The following is an 18,113-nucleotide window of genomic DNA, read 5'->3' on the forward strand; positions in this document are numbered from 1 at the left end:
AAATACTTTAACCTTACGCGCAGGAAACTATTATGTCGAGTCACGTTATTATTTCATTAGCACCCGTCGCGGCGGACTCACCCCGCGTCGAACCCGCCGAAGTTGCCCAGGATATTTTAGCCTGCGCAGAAGTTGGGGCATCCGTTGTTCATCTTCATGTCCGCGATCGTCAGGGCAAACTGACGCCAGATGTCAGCGACTTTGAAGCCACCATCAATCCCGTCCGCCAGCACTCAGACCTGATTATCCAGGCCTCCACCGGCGGCGTATCGCAAATGACCATCGAGCAACGCTGCGCCCCGCTGCACCTTCAGGGTATCGGCATGGCGTCGCTCAACGTCGGCTCCGTCAATCTCGGTGACAGCGTCTATTTCAACCCTACGCCGGATGTCGAATACTGTTCACGGCTGATTGTTGAGAAGAACATTATCCCGGAATTTGAAGTCTTTGAAATTGGGATGATTAATAACATCATTGCGCTCCAGGAGAAAATAAACTTCACGCAGCCGATGCTGTTTAATATCGTATTGGGTCATCGCGGTTCCACACCCGCGACTATCGATGCATTGATTGCCATGCGCCAATTTATTCCGCGCGATGCACTGTGGGCCATTACCCACTATGGTCGCAGGGACTTCTCATTAATTGCCGCTGCGGTCGGAATGGGCGCGTCAGAAGTCCGTATCGGCTTTGAAGACAGCCGTTATATTGATGCAGACCACACCGTGGAGAATAATGTTCCCCTGGTGAAAAAACTGGCCAATATTATTACCAGTATGGACAAAAAAGTGGCAACACCGGAAGAAGCCCGGCGTATGTTAAATATTACCAATAAGTAATTCATTTAATTAAAAACCTACTACTTAAGATGCCGTATTCCTAATGCGGCAAGTGAGGTCTTACATGGCAATCAGTAATTCCGTTTATAAAGCCGGGCTGGTAATTTCTGCATTGGGGGTACTCATTTCAGTGGCCGGGCTAATTACACAATCCAGCGATTTATGGCACCCTGGATTGGTGATTTTTATCACTGGCTTTGCGGTAGGTGCCGGTTACTGGCCGGGACTGCGCAGTTACCAATTTACGCTGTGGATTATTGCGGGTTTCGTCGCGGCAATGATTTACTCCAAGGATTTGATTATCTGGGGCGGGTTCAATATTACCCATAAATGGATCGTGTTCCTGGTTATTCAGGCCACCATGTTCAGTATGGGTACCAAGTTGACCATCAAGGACTTTGCTGACGTCGCAAAAATGCCTTGGGCGGTGTTTGTCGGTACGTTCTGTCACTTCCTGATCATGCCACTGCTTGGCTATGCCCTGACGATCATCTTCAACTTCCCACCTGAGGTGGCGGTCGGGATTATCTTGATTGGGTCGTGCTCCAGCGGGTTGTCATCGACAGTAATGGTCTATATTGCCAACGCCAATCTGGCACTGGCAATCTCGGTCACCGCCGTCTCTACGCTGGCCGCTACCGTCATGACGCCGCTGTGGGTGAATATCCTCGCCGGATCGCTGATTGAAGTGCATCTGATGTCGATGATTATGGACGTCATCAAGATTGTGATGATCCCGATTGGTGCCGCTATCCTGCATGACTATCTCAAGACTTATGCCGGTGCCACCGCGAAAAACGTCGTCAAATCGATTGCGGGTGTCTGTGCGGTGTGGCTGATCTACATGATATTTGGCGGCTGGAACAGCCTGTTTGAAACGGCATCAGCGGATGCACAGATGCTGGCCGTGGTCGCAAACTTCTTTGCTGGCGGTATTATCTGGAGCCTGTTCTACACCTGGTTAACCACCAAGTCCGACAAGGTTCTGAAAGCGATGCCAAAGATCTCCATGATGGGCATTATCTTCTTCACCACCACGGCAGCGGCTGCGGGCCGGGACAACCTGATGCAAGTGGGTATCCTGTTATGCGTCGCAATGCTGATTCACAACTGCGGCGGTTTCCTGATCGGCTACTGCATGAGTCGCTGGGTGTTCCGTCTGGATGTGGAATCCTCACGCACCATCGCCTTTGAGGTCGGATTACAGAACGGTGGCATGGCCTCTGGCCTGGCTGCGGCGATGGGCAAACTGGCGACCGTCGGTCTGGCCTCTGCCGTCATGACCCCGCTGGGTAACGTGACTGGCTCACTGCTGGCCAACTACTGGCGCAAAAAAGACTTGAACCGTGAGCGGGCGGCGGCAAAAAACTCCGCAGCGAAAGTGGCTTCTTCAATCTCTAAAACTCACTCTGCATAAAGGAAAGATTATGTTGACTAAACTGACATTAGCAAATGCGCAACGTGCGGTGAACCATGCTCTTGAACTGTCAGAGATGGTTTACCAGAATCGGCCACTGAGCGTCGCGGTGTGCGACAAACAAGGTTTTTTACTCGCCTTCGCCCGCATGGATGCCGCCAAATTACTGACCATAGAGCTGACGCAGCGCAAAGCCTATACCAGCAGCCGGATGGGCTGTCAGACCGACGCCTTCTTGCTGCGTTTGCAGAAAGAACAACTCGACATCAGCTATTTTGGCGATGATCGCTTTACCGCGCTGCCCGGTGGCATCCCGCTACTGGATGAGAATAAACAGTGCATTGGCGCAGTGGCCGTGGGCGGTCTCTCCGCCAAGGAAGATCACGAAGCTGCGGTTAGCGTCGCACAATTTTTGCATGAGCTGGCGTAGTCACCCGCTCACCCTATTTACCGAGAAGGAATTTACCATGAAAAAGATAGCTATTTTTCACACCAGCAGTGCCACGCTGGGCATGATGCAAAACCTGATCGCCGATCATATGCCGCAGGCGGAAGTGATGCACATCGTTGAAGATTCGATGATCAAGCAGGTGATGAAACACGGCGGCATCAGCCCCGCGATCAGTGCCCGTATCGCTGGCTACATTGATATTGCCCAGAAAGCCGGATGCGAGATCTTCATGACGGCGTGTTCATCCATCGGCGGTGCCGTTGAGCAATGCCAGTTCATGACGCCGTTGCAACTGACGCGTATCGATTGCGCGATGGTTGATGAAGCCATTGCGCTCGGCGGGCGTATTGCCGTGCTGGCTACCGTCGCAACCACGCTGGAACCTACGCTGGAATTTGTCCGCCGCAAGGCGAGTGAAGCCGGTAAAGATCTGGAGATAGTTCCAACCCTGATGCCAGAAGCCTTCACGGCATTGCTAGATGGTGACAACGTCACTCACGACAGGATCGTTGCTGAAGGGTTGAAAAACGCTTTTGCCAACAGTGACGTAGTGATGCTGGCACAGGCGTCGATGGCTCGGGTGTTATCTTCGCTGCCAACGCCGCCGGTACCGGTTCTCACCTCACCGGAACGCGGGATTTTGTGGTTGAAGCAGCAAGCGGAGGTTTGATTCGGATGGGGAAAGACGGTCTGTTGTGACCGTCATTCTGTTTGGCCAGGGAACATATTTAGTAAGGTAAAAAGCCAGCACGGTAATCTGTCTACCGTGCTGGCTTTTTCTCAGTTCAATAATAATTAATCACAAACACCGCTTTGCCGTCAGCCGTTCCCGGTGTCACCATAACGTCTGTCTGGATATAACGAGCCACCAGAGGGATTCGAAGGGTACTAGAGCCACTTTTCGGGAGCTGATATATCTTCTCATTGGCAAAATTAACTAACGCAGGGTTACCGCTGGTACTCCCCCACCCCAATTGAATACCGACACCCAAGGCGGCATTGGGTGAGGAGGTATCTGTCGCCATAATCCCATTGGCAGAATCAATCACTGAAGTAGAAGGTGTGAATCTCACACCAATATTATTATTCGTAGATGCAGGTACCGCCCCCCCTGTTCCCGTACTGTAATCAAAGAGCAATACACTGTTACTGTCATTATAATAACCCGCGAAGGCCGGGCAATCAGTCAGAGTAATGGAGGCATCTTTCCATGGCGTTGTTGAGCCTAATCATTTGAATACAGTTAATTTTTCATGACTTCCCATATCAACATTCACGTCTGTCGTCTTACAGGTATTTGTTGTTACTTTCAGTTGCCCCTGGAACTGCACGATATTCGTTGTAATAGGAAATCCTGAAACAAGCATTCCGTTTGATGGATTGGTATAAAATAACTTGAAGCTAGGCAGATCCGCTGCGGAAAGACTGTAGGATCCCGGCGTTATATCACCTATTTTAATCAAGGAAATATATCGGATCGGATTAACTACTGTGATTCCCCCACCTCCGGCAGAAATATTAGCAGCCTCGTTAACCATGGTAATTATCGGCGATCCTGCCGTAAAAGCATTGCTGGTATTTCCTCATGAGATTGCAATACCCACACCTTTAACATTGGTTTCATATACTGCACCACCGAAAGGATAACCCGCCCAGTCTGATAGTCCCTTTGGCGTACTGTGAAGAAGAGATGCATAGTTATAATACAGCACCTCTGCTTGCCCCAGGTTAGTGGTGCAAAATGCTTGTGTACCATTAAACTCTGAACCAGACCATCTCCCCTGAAAGAGGATCGTACCATTCGGCATATCCACTCCGGCCGAAATCGGCCCCGGCGTCAACTGAACCGTATCAGTACGCGGAACATCTGCGGAACTTGGACGACACGTTAATGCAGCCCATGCGCCATGACTGACGGCCATAAGTAAAAACAGCCCGGTAGCAGCCTGTTTTATTCTCTTCATTCTTTTCCCCAGATGCGATACTTCCCTGTAATTAATAATAATTAATAACAAACACCGCTTTGCCGTCAGCCGTTCCCGGTGTCACCATCAGATCCGTTTGGATATAACGGGCCGCCAGAGGGATCTTGATTTGTGTGCGGCCATCTTTTGGCAGTTGGAACAGCTTTTCTGTCGCAAAGTCAAACAAAGCTGGGTTACCGCTGGTACTCCCCCAGCCCAATTGAATACCCACACCCAAGGCGGAACCAGGTAAAGATGTATCGGTGGACATAATCCCTCTTGGGTAATCTATGACCGACGTTGAGGGAGTTAATCTTACGCCGACGCTGTTGCCGGTAGAATTCGCCACCAAGCCTGTGCCTGTACTGTAATTAAACATGAGCGTGCTATTAGCAGCATTATAAAAACCGTGGAAGGCGGGGCACTCTGTCAACACAATAGAGGCATCAACCCACGGGGTCGTGGAGTCGATACCGGTAAAGTATTGCCGTTTCTCATAACTCCCCATGTCAACATTCACATCCGGTGTTTTACAGGTCTGGGTAGACACCGTCATTTGCCCCTGAAACTTGACCACATTAGTCTTAATGGGTAATCCGGGTGTTGTCTCGTGAGTCAGCGGATTAGTAATAACGATATTGGCAGCGGGCAGTTTCGATGCATTGAGGGTGTAACTTCCAGGATTAATAGTGCCGATTTTAATCAATGAGACATAGATGGTGGTATCATTCATATAAGGCCGATAACTCCCCGAGGCTATCTGTCTATGCAGATCGGTAGCGTATACATAATTCGGTCGGTTCAGTATTGCTGCATCACCATTATTGCTGCGGGAGATTGCAATGCCTACGCCGTCAATATCGGTCTTGTATACCGCGCCACCAAATGGACTGCCTGTCCACGAGGAAAGACCCAACGGCGCACTTTCAACACCCCATGCCAGATTGAGCCAGAACCAGGTATCCACAGGTGATCTGCAGTCTATGACACTGCTGCCGGTAGTACCGCTATACCATCGCCCCTGATAAATCACCGTTCCCACGGGAATATCCGCACCCGCTGAAATATTGGGTGGGCTCAGTTGCACGATATCGGTACGCGGTGAACCGTTCGCCGGCGAACAAGTGATCGCCGCCCACGTGGTTTCAGTGGCGGCCATAAGTAAAAACAGTCCGGCAGCAGCCTGTTTTATTCTCTTCATTCATTCCCCCAGATGCGATACTTCCCTGTGGTTAATAATAATTAATAACAAACACCGCTTTGCCGTCAGCCATTCCCGGTGTCACCATAACGTCTGTCTGGATATAACGGGCTACCAGAGGGATTTTTATTTCTGTGCGGCCATCTTTCGATAGCTGAAATATCTGCTCATTGGCAAAATTAACTAACGCAGGGTTACCACTGGTATTCCCCCATCCAAGCTGGATCCCTATCCCTGACGCCGCATTGGTGGTAGTGGTATCTATCGCCATAATACCGTTAGCAGAATTAATGACCGGCGTTGAAGGAGTAAGTCGAACGCCCAGATTGTTATTTTTTGACGCAGGAGTTATCGGTGAGCCTTGGTAGTTAAATAATGTTACTAAATTTGATGAGTCATAGTATCCGTGAAAAGCAGGGCAGTCAGTCAGAATGATAGACGCATCAACCCACGGGGTCGTGGAGTCGGGACCGGTAAAATATTGCCGCTTCTCATAACTCCCCATATCAACATTCACATCCGGTGATTTACAGGTCTGTGCCGAGATATTCAATACCCCCTGAAACGGGATGATATTCGTCACTTTCGGCAACCCCGTTACCGGCAGGCCCGAAACCCACCGCGTGCCTATTGTCATGGTGGGCAAGTTGCTACCGTTCAATGGATAGCTCCCCGGCTCAAGCGGGCCTATCTTAATCAAACTGATCCATCTTCTAATATTATAGTTGATGCGCCCTGCAGAATTGGCATCAACCGGAAGAAGTGGTGAAAAATTCGTATCAAAATTCGCTTCCGTCGCACCAAAGCTGACCATCACCCCGATGCCTTTAATACCGGTTTCATAGACCACGTTGCCATACTGTGGGTGTATCCACCCCGACAGTGGCTTAGGAGGACTCTGTACGCCAACATAAACTTGCGCATAAAAAGTCTGCGCCGTCGAAGGTGCGTTTGACGTACAGCTAATCACCCCCAATGTAGTCCCACTTAAAATGGTACTCCATTCCCCCTGATAAATGACGGTACCATCGGGCATATCCATACCGGCCGAGATATTGGCCGGGGCTAATGTCACGGTATCCGTACGCGGGATCCCTGGCAGCGGCGTACAGTTGATCGCCGCCCAAGCGCTATGGCTGCCGGTGACAGACAGTAATCCCCAAAGCACGATATGGATCATTCTCTTCATCATCACGCTTACCTTCTCGCTATGTTGCTGTTGCAAGATATCTGACTCCATATCCATTACCCTTGGCATACCGATGCGAAACGCATCAGTGACTCCATACGCTTGCCTTTCGGTTGCGGCGGCATCAGGTATGACACGCTGCACTGCTGCGCCCCGTCCTGACCCCACTTCACGCTAAGTTGATCCCGCTCATTCTCCACCCGGGCATAGATTTGCCCCATCTGCCCGACCGTCCCCACGTTGTTGCCTTTGCTGTCGAACACGCTCGCGCCGAACGGCACCGGACCGCCATCGCTTAATGTTGTGGTTATGAGCAGCGGATAACCCTGCTGGGTGTTGTATTTCAGGTGCACCACTGCCCCGGCGTAAGGGGCCACTTTCTGGCTGGTGCTTTGCAGCTCCACGTCATACGGCAGTCCTTTGGGATCGATAATGATTTCGTTCAACTCATACGGGTTCAGGTACGGCACTGCCGCATGGCCCCAACGGTCTACGCGTAGCCCGGAATAGTTACCGACCTTCGCACCGGCAGCCCCTTTGGCCTCAACGATGGCAAAGGTGTCGCCGCTATACGGGGTCATCACTAATCCACCCTGATAGGCCAGCAGCGTGCCGCTCAATCCAGCCGACGCACTCTGGTAGTTTCTGCCGGTGCTGTACCCTGCCGTCATGTTGCTCACCGGGCTGCGGAACTGCCCGTTCAGCGCCATGCTGCTGCCGATACCCTGGTTGTAGTTGGTGCCGGTCACGCCGTAGCTGTAACGTGAGTCCTCACCCGCTGAGCCGGACACCCCGACCTGCTGTCCGCTCTGTCCGTTACTGTTGCGATTCAGGCTGGCCGTCAGTTGCGGCACGTTGCTCCGGTCCTGTCGTCCCAGCGGCACACTCAGGCTGAACAGGACGTTGTTTTCCATCGCCCCAACGCCATTGCGACTGCGCCCGGCAGTCAGGTTGTAGGTCACCATCTTGTAGCTGTTGCTGTAGCCCATCTGGTATTGCAAATCCGAGTTACCGTAATTCCAGTAATCCTGGGTATAGCCGGTGACGTAGATTTGCCCCCAACGATCGGGCAGTCCCTGGCTGACCGTAACGTTAAAACGGCTCTTCGGACGGCGGATATTTTTTATTGAAAGCCCGTTGGCCTCAGCATCCTGGGCGCGTACCGCAGTCTGGAAATCCATATAGCCCGAGGTGGAGAAGCGATAGGCGGCGATGCTCAGGCTGCTTTTGGTCTCCGGCAGGAACTTGCTGTAGCCCAACTGATAACTCTCTCCGCTCATGCGGTTGGTTGGCTCGCTGTTCAGGTGGGTGCGGGCATGAGAGACGTCGGCGGAGAAAGCCCCGATGGCGGTACTCAGCGCCGATCCCAGTTGCAGCGAATAGTAGTTCTGGCTGGCCTGCAAACCGCCATAGCTGGTGATCAGGTTGCTCATGCCACGCTGGTAGGTGGCCTGATACAGGGCATAATCTTTGCTTAGGTTATTGTCCCTGAGCTTACCGGCCACCAGATTGTAGCGGTGGGAACCGGGACGCAGCAGGTTGGCCACCGAGGCAAACGGCACCGAGAAATTCTGGATGCTGCCATCGGCTTCGGTCACGGTGACGTCCAGCGTACCGCCATAACCGGTGGGATACAGGTCATTGATTTCAAACGCACCCGGTGGCACGTTGACTTCATTAATTACCCGGCCATTCTGACGGATGGTGACGCGGGCGTTGGTCCGCGCGATACCGCGCACCGTTGGCGCATAACCGCGCTGTGAACTCGGCAGCATGCGGTCTTCGCTGAGCAGTTCAACGCCGCGGTAGGCCAGCGTATCGAATACCTGCCCCTGAGTGTTGCTCTCGCCAACAATCACCCGCCCCATGATGGCCGGGATATCCCGCTGCACATAGGTATTCAGCGACTCGTAGTGTCCGCCGTAGTTTTCCTGCCAGTTATAGGAACCGTTGTGGCGCAGGTACCAGCCGCCCACGTTCAGCCCGGAATTGATCCCGCCAAAGGCCGAATTGCTGGTCTGTCCGCGTGAACGCTGGGTATTGCCATTAATGCTATAACCGAGAATTCCGGCCGGAACGCCTTTGTCCCACAGTGCCGGGCTGACATAACCGCGCGCCGTATTGTTCATGTAGAGTTGCGGTACGGTGATATTCAGTTGTTGCAAGCCGGAGTCAAACTCGCTCTGCGCCTGTGGTAACAGGGCCTTCAGCGGAAAGCAGGTCTGGTCAGATTTCAGGGCATCGTTGAAGCTGGCGGGCAGCTTGTCATAATTAAAGTCAATGCTTTTGAGCATGTCGCGCGTCAGGCAAGGCTGTACCGACCTGTCCGGCTGCTCGGTAAACTGGATATTCTCATTGCCCACCAGTAACCCGTTGATGCTGATATCGGCCTTATAAATGCCGGGCAGCACCGAGGCTCCATGTTCAAAACGAGTCAGATCAATATTACCCCGCTGGGTTTGACTTAGGAAAATCGGGTCAAACTGTGCGCCCTGTTCGTCGTCCATCGCTCCTGCGGTACTTGGTGCTGTATCCTGCGTCAGCGTGTCGTCAGCCAGTAACTCGACAGGCAGCGATGCGACCAGAATAAGCAAAGTCAAACGTGATAATTTGAAGGGTGGCATAGGTACTCAACCTCGTCGGGGCTGACATTTGCGCGAAGGCGTGACGTTACTCCGTAAACAACAAGTTTCAGAGTGTGGAAGTCAGCGTAATAGTCGCACCCCAGTCATTAATATATTCATATTCAACGTTCGCCCCGGCCCGTAACAGGTTGGGGTATTTGAACGGCAGGGAAATGGAGCCAAAAGGCGGCACCAGCGTACCGGCAACCCCTTCTTTTTGCGTACCCACACCCACCGTCAGCGACAGCAGTGAAACGTAATAGGCCGCGGGATTTTTCACCACCACGTTGTTTCCCTGGGGGGTAAACGTCAGGATCTTGGCCGCATCAGACGTGTCACCAGTCAGCGCCTGCGGGCGGAAGAACAGTTTGATGCGCGAGCGGAAAGCCACCTGCAATTTATTCTGGCCCGCCATCGCTTTAGTCATTTGGGGAATTTCCAACACGTTCAACCAGAAAACCGACTCCCGATCTTGCGGCAAATTGGCGCCGGTATAACTGATACGCAGGGTCTGGCTTTTGGCGGCGTCAATGCGGTTAATCGGCGGCGTCAGCAAGAACGGCACGCTGATATTGTCGGGTTTGCTGTCCACATTGCCGTCGTCGATCCAGCTTTGCGCCAGAACCGGGGACTTACCGGCATTGGTGAGTTTTACCGTGACCTCCCGCTCTTTTTCCTGATAAATCACACGCGTACCGCCGATCACTACGCTGGCTGCGGCCTGCAGTGAAAGGGTGGACAACACAAAAGCGCTGAACAACAGAGCAATACGGGAAGAAACGTTGCAAGTTTTCATGGTTGTTATCCTGCGTAAACAGACCGAAACCCGAACGGGCTCCGGTCTTATTTAATTGATTAGTCGGGAAGATTATTCGTATTGCAGGTTATAAACGACGCTGCTTGCCACCGTACCGGCTCCAGCGCTACCTTTGGAATAGTACTCAACGGCATACCGCAGGGTGGCGGCGCCAGTGGTCGCCGTATCAGCAAATGTCGCACTGCCTATCTGGTCCGTATTACCCACGTTGATCACGCTGTAACCACCGGCCACGTCCAGCAGTTGCAGATCAACGTTAGCGGCACCGCCAGGGGTGGTTTTCAGACGACCGGTAGACATGTCAACGGTCTCGCCCGGTTGGAAATAGGCAGCAACGCGGGAATACGCATGACCTGTTTCACAGCCGGAAACATTCATGTTGAACACGGTACGACCAGTCACATCACCCGGTTGTACCAGTTGGTCGGCGCTAACGGTTGGCAGAGTGACTACTGCATCGGAGCCTGATCCGTTGATATCAACGTTACAGGTGTTGTCTGTGACGCGACCGCTGAAGGAGATGGTTCCGGTTGACGCGGCGTCAGCAAAAGAGGATACGCCCATGACCAGGGCAATTGAGGCGACTAAAGCAGACTTTTTCATAAGTAGTTATTCCATTAATGATTGTTAAAAGGTGTCGGAATATAATCTATATGTGCCCCCACACATATGTGCTGATGCAACTCATCGATTATCCAGACTCTATTTCTCTATATTCTACAAACGGCACTGCAAGGATTTATTAGAAAGACGCGTACATTTAAAAAATAATCAAATACAAGGAATGTTAGTGCTGCGCTATTCTAGGTTTATTGCTTTTTGCATAACAAGCAATTTGTCAGCGATGCCATGAAGCAGATTTATGGGGCTTAAATTTCAACATAAATGCCTCTCGATAAATTTAAATCCTTACAAATATTACGGGATAATTAAAATACCCATTTGATTAATAAGGGATTTACTTGCATTAAGGCATGTTACTGTCTGCGAGTCAGAAGGTTACTGATTGGTGAATTTTATTTGCTTTAATCTGAATATGTCGACATTAAATATGGAAACATTGCCAATTAGCCATATTTTATTTTAGGAATTTTAAGATGAATTCTTAGATGAGCAAACTAATTGAAATAGAATTCCCAGTGAAAATAAGAATTTTGAACTATTTTGAAGCTTCATCTGATAGCAATCTGTTATCAGGGAAAACAAATTGCTATAGGGGTCATGATCACCTTTTTCGGAAGGTGAAAAATAATTATAGGAGAGATTTCTGGATTCGTTTTTTTTAACGCTACTACATTCCTGTCTCACCATCTGCCATTAGCGGGTGAGATCGCGAGGCATCAGATTCAGAGTGTCATTTGTTTTCAGGACATCGAAAGCCCAATCAAGGAAGCTTCTGACTCGAATGGGCAGGTATTTATTACTTGGGTAAATAATATTGATCTGTCTCGGTGGGAAACACCATTGCGGAAGTACCGGGCACAGCTCTCCTGATGCAACCCGCGATGCAACAACAAAAGGTGCGCCGGGACAAATGCCCGCCCCAGCGACACACGCTGATATTGCGAGTTCGCTCTCATCGAAAAGCAAATCATAGGGGCCTGGCACCTCGATGTTTTCATCTGCCAAATTCAATTGCCAGATGAGGGGGCGATGGCTCTCGGAGAAGAACCAGTTTATTTTTCTATGAGCCGCCAGGTCATCAGGGGTGTTTATAGGAGGACTCGCCTTTAGATAGCCGGGAGATGCGTAGAGTCCAAAGTGCACATTGCAAACGTTTTTGGCAACCAGGCTCGAGTCCACAAGCGTTCCCCCGCGGATTGCACAATCAATATCTTCCTCATAGAGATTGCTGATTCGGTTACTGCAACCGATCCTCAGTGAAATATCCGGGAACTTATCCTTGAACTCATGCAGGTTTGGCACGATAACATGCTGGCCAATAGCGGCCAGGATTTCCACCCGAACCTTGCCCTTGGGATTGGTTTTTTTTAAGCGAAGTGTCCCCTCGATATCACCAAGCTCATGCAAAATGTGCAGACATCGCTCATAATAACTTTTCCCCTCTTCAGTCAGGCTCAGGGTGCGGGTTGTGCGGTTGATCAATCTGACTTCCAAAACCCGCTCCAGATCGGCAATCCGCTGGGAGACACGGGCTTTTGGCAATTCGAGAATTTTTGCCGCAAGAGTAAAGCTCCTGGTTTCAACAACCTTAACAAACGTCGCCATCGCGGTTAGTTTATCCATTATTGTTCTCGAAAGTTGAATTATAAATTCAATGAAATATTTTTCTTTTTGGTATCAAAACAAATTAACACGTTTATAATCGTAAATATGTAATTACATTCAAGTCAGAGCCTAAAAGAGTGTAAGTGCATTGGAATCGGAAAGGACCCCCTCCCCAGCAAGAACCTTTTGGAATAAATCAGAAAAGAACTGGAAGTTCGTTTCTTCAGCAGATGGATAATCTGTGGAGAAAAACATATCGTTTTTTTAAATAGCATATTGACGTTTAAAATCGCCAATCGTTATTTATTTTAATGAAAAATTAAAATCAGTCATTTTATTTTTAAATTCTATTATTGTCTTTTCATAAGGAATCACTTTATGGATAGTAATGGTTTTAAATTATATAATGTCGAAACAAATCCCAGATCTTTAAGAAATAAGCAGAACTCTGATTATTTTTCCTATCCAAAGGTTAATAACTATTTCGGTAAGGGAGTGCTTGAAGTCATTAACTCAGCAGCATTGGATAAAGCCACGAATGACGTGACCCTCGTGGATTTCAGAGTCTGCCATATCAATAGATTTATTACCACACACTGGTTATCCTACCTGAAAGGAAGGAAATTGATTGTTATTTCAGATAGATACATGATACCTCTGGCGAGATTTTATCAGCGTAAACACGACGGGTTTTTCTCCGTTTTGCATACTTCAATCCCGGTGAAGATGCTTGAAAATGAAGTTTCCAAAGCATCGAAATGTGATGTTGTTGAGGAGGCGTTGAATATGAATACCAATAACCTTCTCTCTTTGAATACTGATGAAATTGCCTTGCTGAAGCAACTCCTGAAAGGTGATTCCATGACGTCAGTAGCCAAAAAAATGGGTGCAAATTACAGTCAGATTTATAACAGGAAAAATTCCTTGACTGTAAAAATGGGTGTATCGAGCATTAATGAACTGAACCGTCTGGTCAATAGAAATCGTTAGAGGGGATAGAATTATTGAAAGTAGCAGCTTGTAACTTTCCGACGTTCCAGGTTGTCCGGCTGTGTCTGATGCTTACCGCAAAACCTGGCTAAGCGCTGATCACTTTCTCTACGGTTCTTTCTATCGCGAGAACCGTAAAGAAATCCTAAGAAAGTTCATAGAACATAGCGTAGATTTCGCAAAGGGGTCACTGCGCCTCGTCCTAAAGGACGGGGCAAGGATACCCAAAGTTGCCATAGTGCGACCAACATAGTGCGAACAAATAGTGTGACCAACAAAAACATCACCAAAGAAAGCGGTCTCTCTCGGGTGATGTCTTTGTAGTTGCATAGCCAATGGATCTACTCCTATTCTGAAGCCTTCAAAACCTCTTCCAGAGTGACTTTGCCATCATGGGCAAAATCGCATTCCTCAAGAAACCCTGCGGCGTCTTCTTCTGTAAATTTCCCGCCCTTTCTATTAAGAAACTCTTTGAAATCAGCCACAGTGATATAACCATCGTGATTAAGATCTTCTTCAGCGAAACGTTCCCTGATACTTGCTTTTTGCTCTTCAGTTAACGGTGCCATGATTTCCCCCCCTTTAAATAACATTAAAAAATATGTACTGCTAAAGGATAGGACATGGCATGGGTTATTACTATATATACAAAAAAATTTTATTGCTCCTGAGTCACGGCCATTTAATATCCTGCTCTAACTTGATGATATATAAAGCCAGCCCAATGGATGACCGCAGCAGGTTCATTTATTGCCTGCAATAGTGCACGCAATACACCTCGAAACTGTTGTCGACACAGAAGCCTTTAAACATTAATAACCCCACTATAAAGACAGTAAATCGCAATAGCCGCAGCGGCCAGCGCGATAATAAAGAACCCTCTTTCCACCGGAGTAAATACCGCTTGATTCTGTTCACGTTTCGCCATAATAAACAGCAGCGTGCCCGGTCCATAAATCACCGCCGAAAGTAAAATGTATTTCAGGCCACCGGCATACACCATGAGAACGGCATAAAGCATCGCGATGACCGCTATCACCCACTCTTTTTTCTGCGCCGACACCTCGGTAGGGGCGTATCCCTCGCCCGTTTTGGCGAGTTTTACGCCATAGGCCGCCACCAGCAGATAAGGGATCAGGACGAGGGAACTGGTTAACTCCAGCGCCAACTGGAAAGCATAGTCAGTAAACAGGGTGATAAGTAAGAACACCTGAATAAAAATATTGGTCATCCACACTGCCGATGAGGGGACGCCATTGCGATTTTCAGTGGTGAAAACCTTTGGAATCAAGCCGCTCTGTGCAGCAGAAAAAAGCACTTCCGCCGCCAGCAGCGTCCATGACAGGTACGCGCCCATGACTGAAATAATCAAGCCAACGCTGATAAACACCGCACCCCACGGGCCAACGATATATTCCAGGACACCCGCCATCGAAGGCTGGCGGAGTGCTGCCAATTCGGGCCGTAACAGTACGCCATACGAAAGTACCGTTACCAGAATCAACAAACACAACACGCCAATAAATCCCAGAACAGTAGCGATACCCACATGTTTTCTGTTCTGCGCATAGCGGGAATAGACGCTTGCGCCTTCAATGCCCACAAATACGAAAACAGTCACCAGCATCGTGCTGCGAATTTGCGTAAAGAGGGATTCAGTGCCGACGACAGGCGCTATATCCGTCGCCGCATGCCCAACGTAGCCGTAATCATCCAGATGCGTGAGATCCGCCGCCGCACTAACGGGCAAATCCCCCCAGAAATTCAGCATAAATACGTCACTTTTAAACGCAAAAACCAACACGATAATAAAAATGAAGATAGGAATAACTTTAGCAATAGTGGCAACGGTATTGATGGCTGCCGCCTCTTTAACACCACGCAACACCAGAAAATGAAAACTCCATAAAACAGCGGAGGCGATCAACACCGCGGGCAGCGTATTTCCCTCACCCAGTGCAGGGAAAAAGGCCCCCAACGTTGATTTAATCAGCACAAAATAAGAGACACTACCAATGCAGGCTCCCGCCCAGAAACCAATTGCCGAGGCGAAACCGGCATAATCGCCGAAGCCCTTCTGCGCGTAAATATAGACACCCGAATTCAATTCAGGTTTTCTCAGCGCCAGCGACTGAAACACCAACGCCAGCATGAGCATACCTCCACCCGCAATCACCCAGGCAATAAGGGCACCCAGTCCACCCGTGGCCCGGCCAAACGTCGCAGGTAATGAAAAAATCCCCGCGCCAATCATCGACCCCACAACCAACGACGTTAATGACCAAATAGACAATTTTTTTATTGTTGTGGTAGCCATGATAATTCTCATTTTTAGAGGAAATGGGTTGGCATAAATCATTTATAAGAGAGATTCCGTCTCGCTATTATCAGAATAGACCAATTATTCCGCCATCAAGCTGAATTTATTCCCCTTTTTCATCCTCTTCTCGCCGTTGATGCTGCCACATTGCGGCATAACGGCCATTTTGCGACAGCAGATCGCCGTGATCCCCACGCTCAACAATAACTCCTGCGTCAAGGACGATGATTTCATCGGCATCCACGATCGTTGAGAGCCGATGGGCAATGACCAGCGTAGTGTGATTGCGGCTCACTTCATGTAAATGGGCTTGAATTTCGCGTTCGGTGTGGGTATCCAATGCGCTGGTGGCTTCGTCGAACACCAGGATCATTGGGTTTTTCAGGATGGTGCGGGCGATGGCGACACGCTGCTTTTCGCCACCGGAAAGCTTGAGCCCACGCTCGCCTACGCGGGTGTCATAGCCATCCGGCAAACTGACGATAAAATCATGGATATAGGCCAGTTTGGCAGCGCGTTCGATCTCCTCTTTGCTCGCGTCCGTATTGCCATAACCAATGTTATAACGCAGTGAATCATTGAACAGCACCGTATCCTGCGGCACGATGCCGATCGCCTGGCGCAGGCTGGCCTGCGTCACGTGGCGGATATCCTGACCGTCCAGTAAAATGGCACCGTCGGTTACCTCATAGAAACGGAATAACAGGCGTGAAAGCGTCGATTTTCCCGCGCCCGATGCGCCGACAATGGCCACCGTTTTACCCGCAGGTATAGAGAAACTGATGTCTTTCAAAATAGGGCGACGGGGATCGTAACCGAAATTCACCTGGTCAAAAACAACCTCCCCTTTGGTCAAATGCAGGGATTTCGCGCCGGGCCGATCTTCAATTTCACGATCCAGTTCAAGAAGATCAAACATGTTATCCATATCAATCAGCGCCTGACGAACCTCGCCATAAATAAACCCGAAGAAATTGAGTGGCTGATACAACTGCAACAGATAGGCATTGACCAAAACAAAATCACCCACCGTCATTTGCCCGCGAAGTATGCCCTGTGCGGCCATCGCCATCATCACCACCAAACCCACAGAAATAATTGCCGTCTGGCCAAGGCTCAATACGGTAAAACTGATCTGATTTTTGATGGCGGCAAATTCATAAAGCTGGCGTGATTGGTCGAAACGCCGGGCTTCGAAATCTTCATTGCCAAAATATTTAACGGTTTCATAATTCAACAGGCTGTCGATGGATTTATTATTGGCATCGGCGTTGGCCTGATTCAGTTCACGTCGAAAACGCGTCCGCCATCCCACAGCGGCAATGGTAAAAAGGATATAGCACGTCACCGTAACCACAATCGCCACGGCAAACCAGACACTTAACAATCGCCACAGAATCACGGCGACCAGCGTAATCTCGAACAGAATCGGCAGAACTGAAAACAACAAGCGTGACAGTACAGCGGCAACTGCCTGTGTGCCCCGCTCAATCGACAACGACAGACCGCCCGTCTGGCGTTCAAGGTGAAAACGCAGACTAAGCGCATGCAGTTGTTTGAACACCCGGATCCCCAGCAGGCGGGTGGCGTTCTGGCTGACATGCACAAACATCACGTTGCGCAGCTCCTCAAACAGCGAACCACTGATGCGCGCAATACCATAAATCACAATAAAACCCAGGGGAATGGCGATCAATTGACCGTGTTCACCGCTTAATGTGTCTACCATCGATTTATAGGCCAACGGCACAAACGCCGTACTCACCTTGGCGACGATCATAAACACGAAAGCCGCGCTGAGGTAGTAACGCAACTTCAGGTTTTCTTTCGGCCAGACATAGGGCAGAAGCATTTTCAGCGAACGGAAACGGGTCATAGATCGATTTACGCTTTTTAATCAACGTGGTAAAGAGGATCCGTACCACCGGGGTAATTTGCTTAAAATACCACAAATTATTAACAACCGACGCCAGCATCCGCATGTTGACTACGGTACGCTTTCAGCGCCGATTATGCTGCAACTCGCCAATTACACCTGGCTTTTGCGCGAGGATCTTGCCTGAACAGGAGGC

The 18,113-nt window shown here is 49.6% G+C and carries 18 protein-coding genes; 6 read left to right on the top strand and 12 right to left on the bottom strand.

What is annotated here, in order from left to right:
- Positions 1 to 32 precede the first annotated feature (32 nt).
- The 4 genes from DRI82_RS12760 to DRI82_RS12775 all read left to right on the top strand — a co-directional run bounded on the left by DRI82_RS12760 (position 33) and on the right by DRI82_RS12775 (position 3,377).
- On the top strand, positions 33 to 839 hold the full coding sequence (locus DRI82_RS12760) for a beta-keto acid cleavage family enzyme (protein WP_114194214.1): 807 nt from the start codon (positions 33 to 35) through the stop codon (positions 837 to 839).
- 64 nt (positions 840 to 903) lie between these two features.
- On the top strand, positions 904 to 2,256 hold the full coding sequence (locus DRI82_RS12765; protein ID WP_114194216.1) for a bile acid:sodium symporter family protein: 1,353 nt from the start codon (positions 904 to 906) through the stop codon (positions 2,254 to 2,256).
- A gap of 10 nt (positions 2,257 to 2,266) precedes the next feature.
- Entirely contained in the window at positions 2,267 to 2,686 is a 420-nt protein-coding gene (locus DRI82_RS12770) for a GlcG/HbpS family heme-binding protein (RefSeq protein ID WP_245956833.1), read from the top strand.
- A 37-nt stretch (positions 2,687 to 2,723) separates the two neighbouring features.
- Positions 2,724 to 3,377, top strand: coding sequence for an aspartate/glutamate racemase family protein (locus tag DRI82_RS12775; RefSeq protein WP_114194218.1), 654 nt, complete (start codon positions 2,724 to 2,726; stop codon positions 3,375 to 3,377).
- Positions 3,378 to 3,492: 115 nt separating this feature from the next.
- On the opposite strand, the gene DRI82_RS12780 is transcribed toward DRI82_RS12775, so the two are convergent.
- The 9 genes from DRI82_RS12780 to DRI82_RS12820 form a co-directional block, all read right to left on the bottom strand.
- The gene (locus DRI82_RS12780; RefSeq protein ID WP_425452659.1) at positions 3,493 to 3,903 is read right to left on the bottom strand and encodes a fimbrial protein; all 411 of its coding nucleotides are present in this window, start codon (positions 3,901 to 3,903) and stop codon (positions 3,493 to 3,495) included.
- Positions 3,904 to 3,936: 33 nt separating this feature from the next.
- Complete coding sequence (locus DRI82_RS12785) at positions 3,937 to 4,245, bottom strand: hypothetical protein (protein ID WP_114194222.1); 309 nt, start codon at positions 4,243 to 4,245, stop codon at positions 3,937 to 3,939.
- Between the two features lie 45 nt (positions 4,246 to 4,290).
- Complete coding sequence (locus tag DRI82_RS12790; protein ID WP_114194224.1) at positions 4,291 to 4,671, bottom strand: hypothetical protein; 381 nt, start codon at positions 4,669 to 4,671, stop codon at positions 4,291 to 4,293.
- 31 nt (positions 4,672 to 4,702) lie between these two features.
- On the bottom strand, positions 4,703 to 5,872 hold the full coding sequence (locus DRI82_RS12795) for a fimbrial protein (RefSeq protein ID WP_114194226.1): 1,170 nt from the start codon (positions 5,870 to 5,872) through the stop codon (positions 4,703 to 4,705).
- 31 nt (positions 5,873 to 5,903) lie between these two features.
- Positions 5,904 to 7,112 (bottom strand): fimbrial protein, encoded by a 1,209-nt coding sequence (locus tag DRI82_RS12800; protein ID WP_157968063.1) that lies wholly within the window; start codon positions 7,110 to 7,112, stop codon positions 5,904 to 5,906.
- A gap of 5 nt (positions 7,113 to 7,117) precedes the next feature.
- Positions 7,118 to 9,685 carry a fimbria/pilus outer membrane usher protein gene (locus DRI82_RS12805; RefSeq protein ID WP_114194230.1) on the bottom strand — a complete coding sequence of 856 codons (2,568 nt, stop codon included), beginning with the start codon at positions 9,683 to 9,685 and terminating at the stop codon, positions 7,118 to 7,120.
- 67 nt (positions 9,686 to 9,752) lie between these two features.
- Positions 9,753 to 10,481, bottom strand: coding sequence for a fimbrial biogenesis chaperone (locus DRI82_RS12810; RefSeq protein WP_114194232.1), 729 nt, complete (start codon positions 10,479 to 10,481; stop codon positions 9,753 to 9,755).
- A 72-nt stretch (positions 10,482 to 10,553) separates the two neighbouring features.
- Positions 10,554 to 11,105, bottom strand: a complete 552-nt coding sequence (locus DRI82_RS12815; protein WP_114194234.1) for a fimbrial protein — start codon at positions 11,103 to 11,105, stop codon at positions 10,554 to 10,556.
- Positions 11,106 to 11,819: 714 nt separating this feature from the next.
- Positions 11,820 to 12,749: a LysR family transcriptional regulator gene (locus tag DRI82_RS12820; RefSeq protein WP_114194236.1), complete on the bottom strand. Its 930-nt coding sequence runs from the start codon at positions 12,747 to 12,749 to the stop codon at positions 11,820 to 11,822.
- 360 nt (positions 12,750 to 13,109) lie between these two features.
- Here DRI82_RS12820 and DRI82_RS12825 point away from each other — a divergent pair, with 360 nt between their 5' ends.
- A complete protein-coding gene (locus DRI82_RS12825; RefSeq protein WP_114194238.1) occupies positions 13,110 to 13,721 on the top strand; it encodes a hypothetical protein in 612 nt (203 codons plus the stop codon).
- Positions 13,722 to 14,068: 347 nt separating this feature from the next.
- Here DRI82_RS12825 and DRI82_RS12830 read toward each other — a convergent pair whose 3' ends face one another.
- The 3 genes from DRI82_RS12830 to DRI82_RS12840 form a co-directional block, all read right to left on the bottom strand.
- Positions 14,069 to 14,290: an EF-hand domain-containing protein gene (locus DRI82_RS12830; protein ID WP_157968064.1), complete on the bottom strand. Its 222-nt coding sequence runs from the start codon at positions 14,288 to 14,290 to the stop codon at positions 14,069 to 14,071.
- A 236-nt stretch (positions 14,291 to 14,526) separates the two neighbouring features.
- Positions 14,527 to 16,038: a basic amino acid/polyamine antiporter gene (locus tag DRI82_RS12835; RefSeq protein WP_114194242.1), complete on the bottom strand. Its 1,512-nt coding sequence runs from the start codon at positions 16,036 to 16,038 to the stop codon at positions 14,527 to 14,529.
- Positions 16,039 to 16,144: 106 nt separating this feature from the next.
- Positions 16,145 to 17,917: an ABCB family ABC transporter ATP-binding protein/permease gene (locus DRI82_RS12840; RefSeq protein WP_114194244.1), complete on the bottom strand. Its 1,773-nt coding sequence runs from the start codon at positions 17,915 to 17,917 to the stop codon at positions 16,145 to 16,147.
- Between the two features lie 58 nt (positions 17,918 to 17,975).
- Between DRI82_RS12840 and DRI82_RS24540 the strand changes: the two genes are divergently transcribed.
- Positions 17,976 to 18,104, top strand: a complete 129-nt coding sequence (locus DRI82_RS24540; protein ID WP_281269780.1) for a hypothetical protein — start codon at positions 17,976 to 17,978, stop codon at positions 18,102 to 18,104.
- The last annotated feature ends 9 nt before the right edge of the window (positions 18,105 to 18,113 follow it).

The sequence above is a fragment of the Edaphovirga cremea genome, from assembly GCF_003332275.1.
GTDB lineage: Bacteria > Pseudomonadota > Gammaproteobacteria > Enterobacterales > Enterobacteriaceae > Edaphovirga > Edaphovirga cremea.

What these genes read in the sequence shown, in the direction of transcription:
- DRI82_RS12825 (WP_114194238.1), top strand. Translation starts at nt 13,110, where the DNA reads ATGGATAGTAATGGTTTTAAATTATATAATGTCGAAACAAATCCCAGA.
- DRI82_RS12815 (WP_114194234.1), bottom strand. Translation starts at nt 11,105, where the DNA reads ATGAAAAAGTCTGCTTTAGTCGCCTCAATTGCCCTGGTCATGGGCGTA.
- DRI82_RS12800 (WP_157968063.1), bottom strand. Translation starts at nt 7,112, where the DNA reads ATGGAGTCAGATATCTTGCAACAGCAACATAGCGAGAAGGTAAGCGTG.
- DRI82_RS12790 (WP_114194224.1), bottom strand. Translation starts at nt 4,671, where the DNA reads ATGAAGAGAATAAAACAGGCTGCTACCGGGCTGTTTTTACTTATGGCC.
- DRI82_RS12810 (WP_114194232.1), bottom strand. Translation starts at nt 10,481, where the DNA reads ATGAAAACTTGCAACGTTTCTTCCCGTATTGCTCTGTTGTTCAGCGCT.
- DRI82_RS12820 (WP_114194236.1), bottom strand. Translation starts at nt 12,749, where the DNA reads ATGGATAAACTAACCGCGATGGCGACGTTTGTTAAGGTTGTTGAAACC.
- DRI82_RS12795 (WP_114194226.1), bottom strand. Translation starts at nt 5,872, where the DNA reads ATGAAGAGAATAAAACAGGCTGCTGCCGGACTGTTTTTACTTATGGCC.
- DRI82_RS12765 (WP_114194216.1), top strand. Translation starts at nt 904, where the DNA reads ATGGCAATCAGTAATTCCGTTTATAAAGCCGGGCTGGTAATTTCTGCA.
- DRI82_RS12805 (WP_114194230.1), bottom strand. Translation starts at nt 9,685, where the DNA reads ATGCCACCCTTCAAATTATCACGTTTGACTTTGCTTATTCTGGTCGCA.
- DRI82_RS12830 (WP_157968064.1), bottom strand. Translation starts at nt 14,290, where the DNA reads ATGGCACCGTTAACTGAAGAGCAAAAAGCAAGTATCAGGGAACGTTTC.
- DRI82_RS12785 (WP_114194222.1), bottom strand. Translation starts at nt 4,245, where the DNA reads ATGGTTAACGAGGCTGCTAATATTTCTGCCGGAGGTGGGGGAATCACA.
- DRI82_RS12775 (WP_114194218.1), top strand. Translation starts at nt 2,724, where the DNA reads ATGAAAAAGATAGCTATTTTTCACACCAGCAGTGCCACGCTGGGCATG.
- DRI82_RS12840 (WP_114194244.1), bottom strand. Translation starts at nt 17,917, where the DNA reads ATGACCCGTTTCCGTTCGCTGAAAATGCTTCTGCCCTATGTCTGGCCG.
- DRI82_RS12770 (WP_245956833.1), top strand. Translation starts at nt 2,267, where the DNA reads ATGTTGACTAAACTGACATTAGCAAATGCGCAACGTGCGGTGAACCAT.
- DRI82_RS12835 (WP_114194242.1), bottom strand. Translation starts at nt 16,038, where the DNA reads ATGGCTACCACAACAATAAAAAAATTGTCTATTTGGTCATTAACGTCG.
- DRI82_RS12760 (WP_114194214.1), top strand. Translation starts at nt 33, where the DNA reads ATGTCGAGTCACGTTATTATTTCATTAGCACCCGTCGCGGCGGACTCA.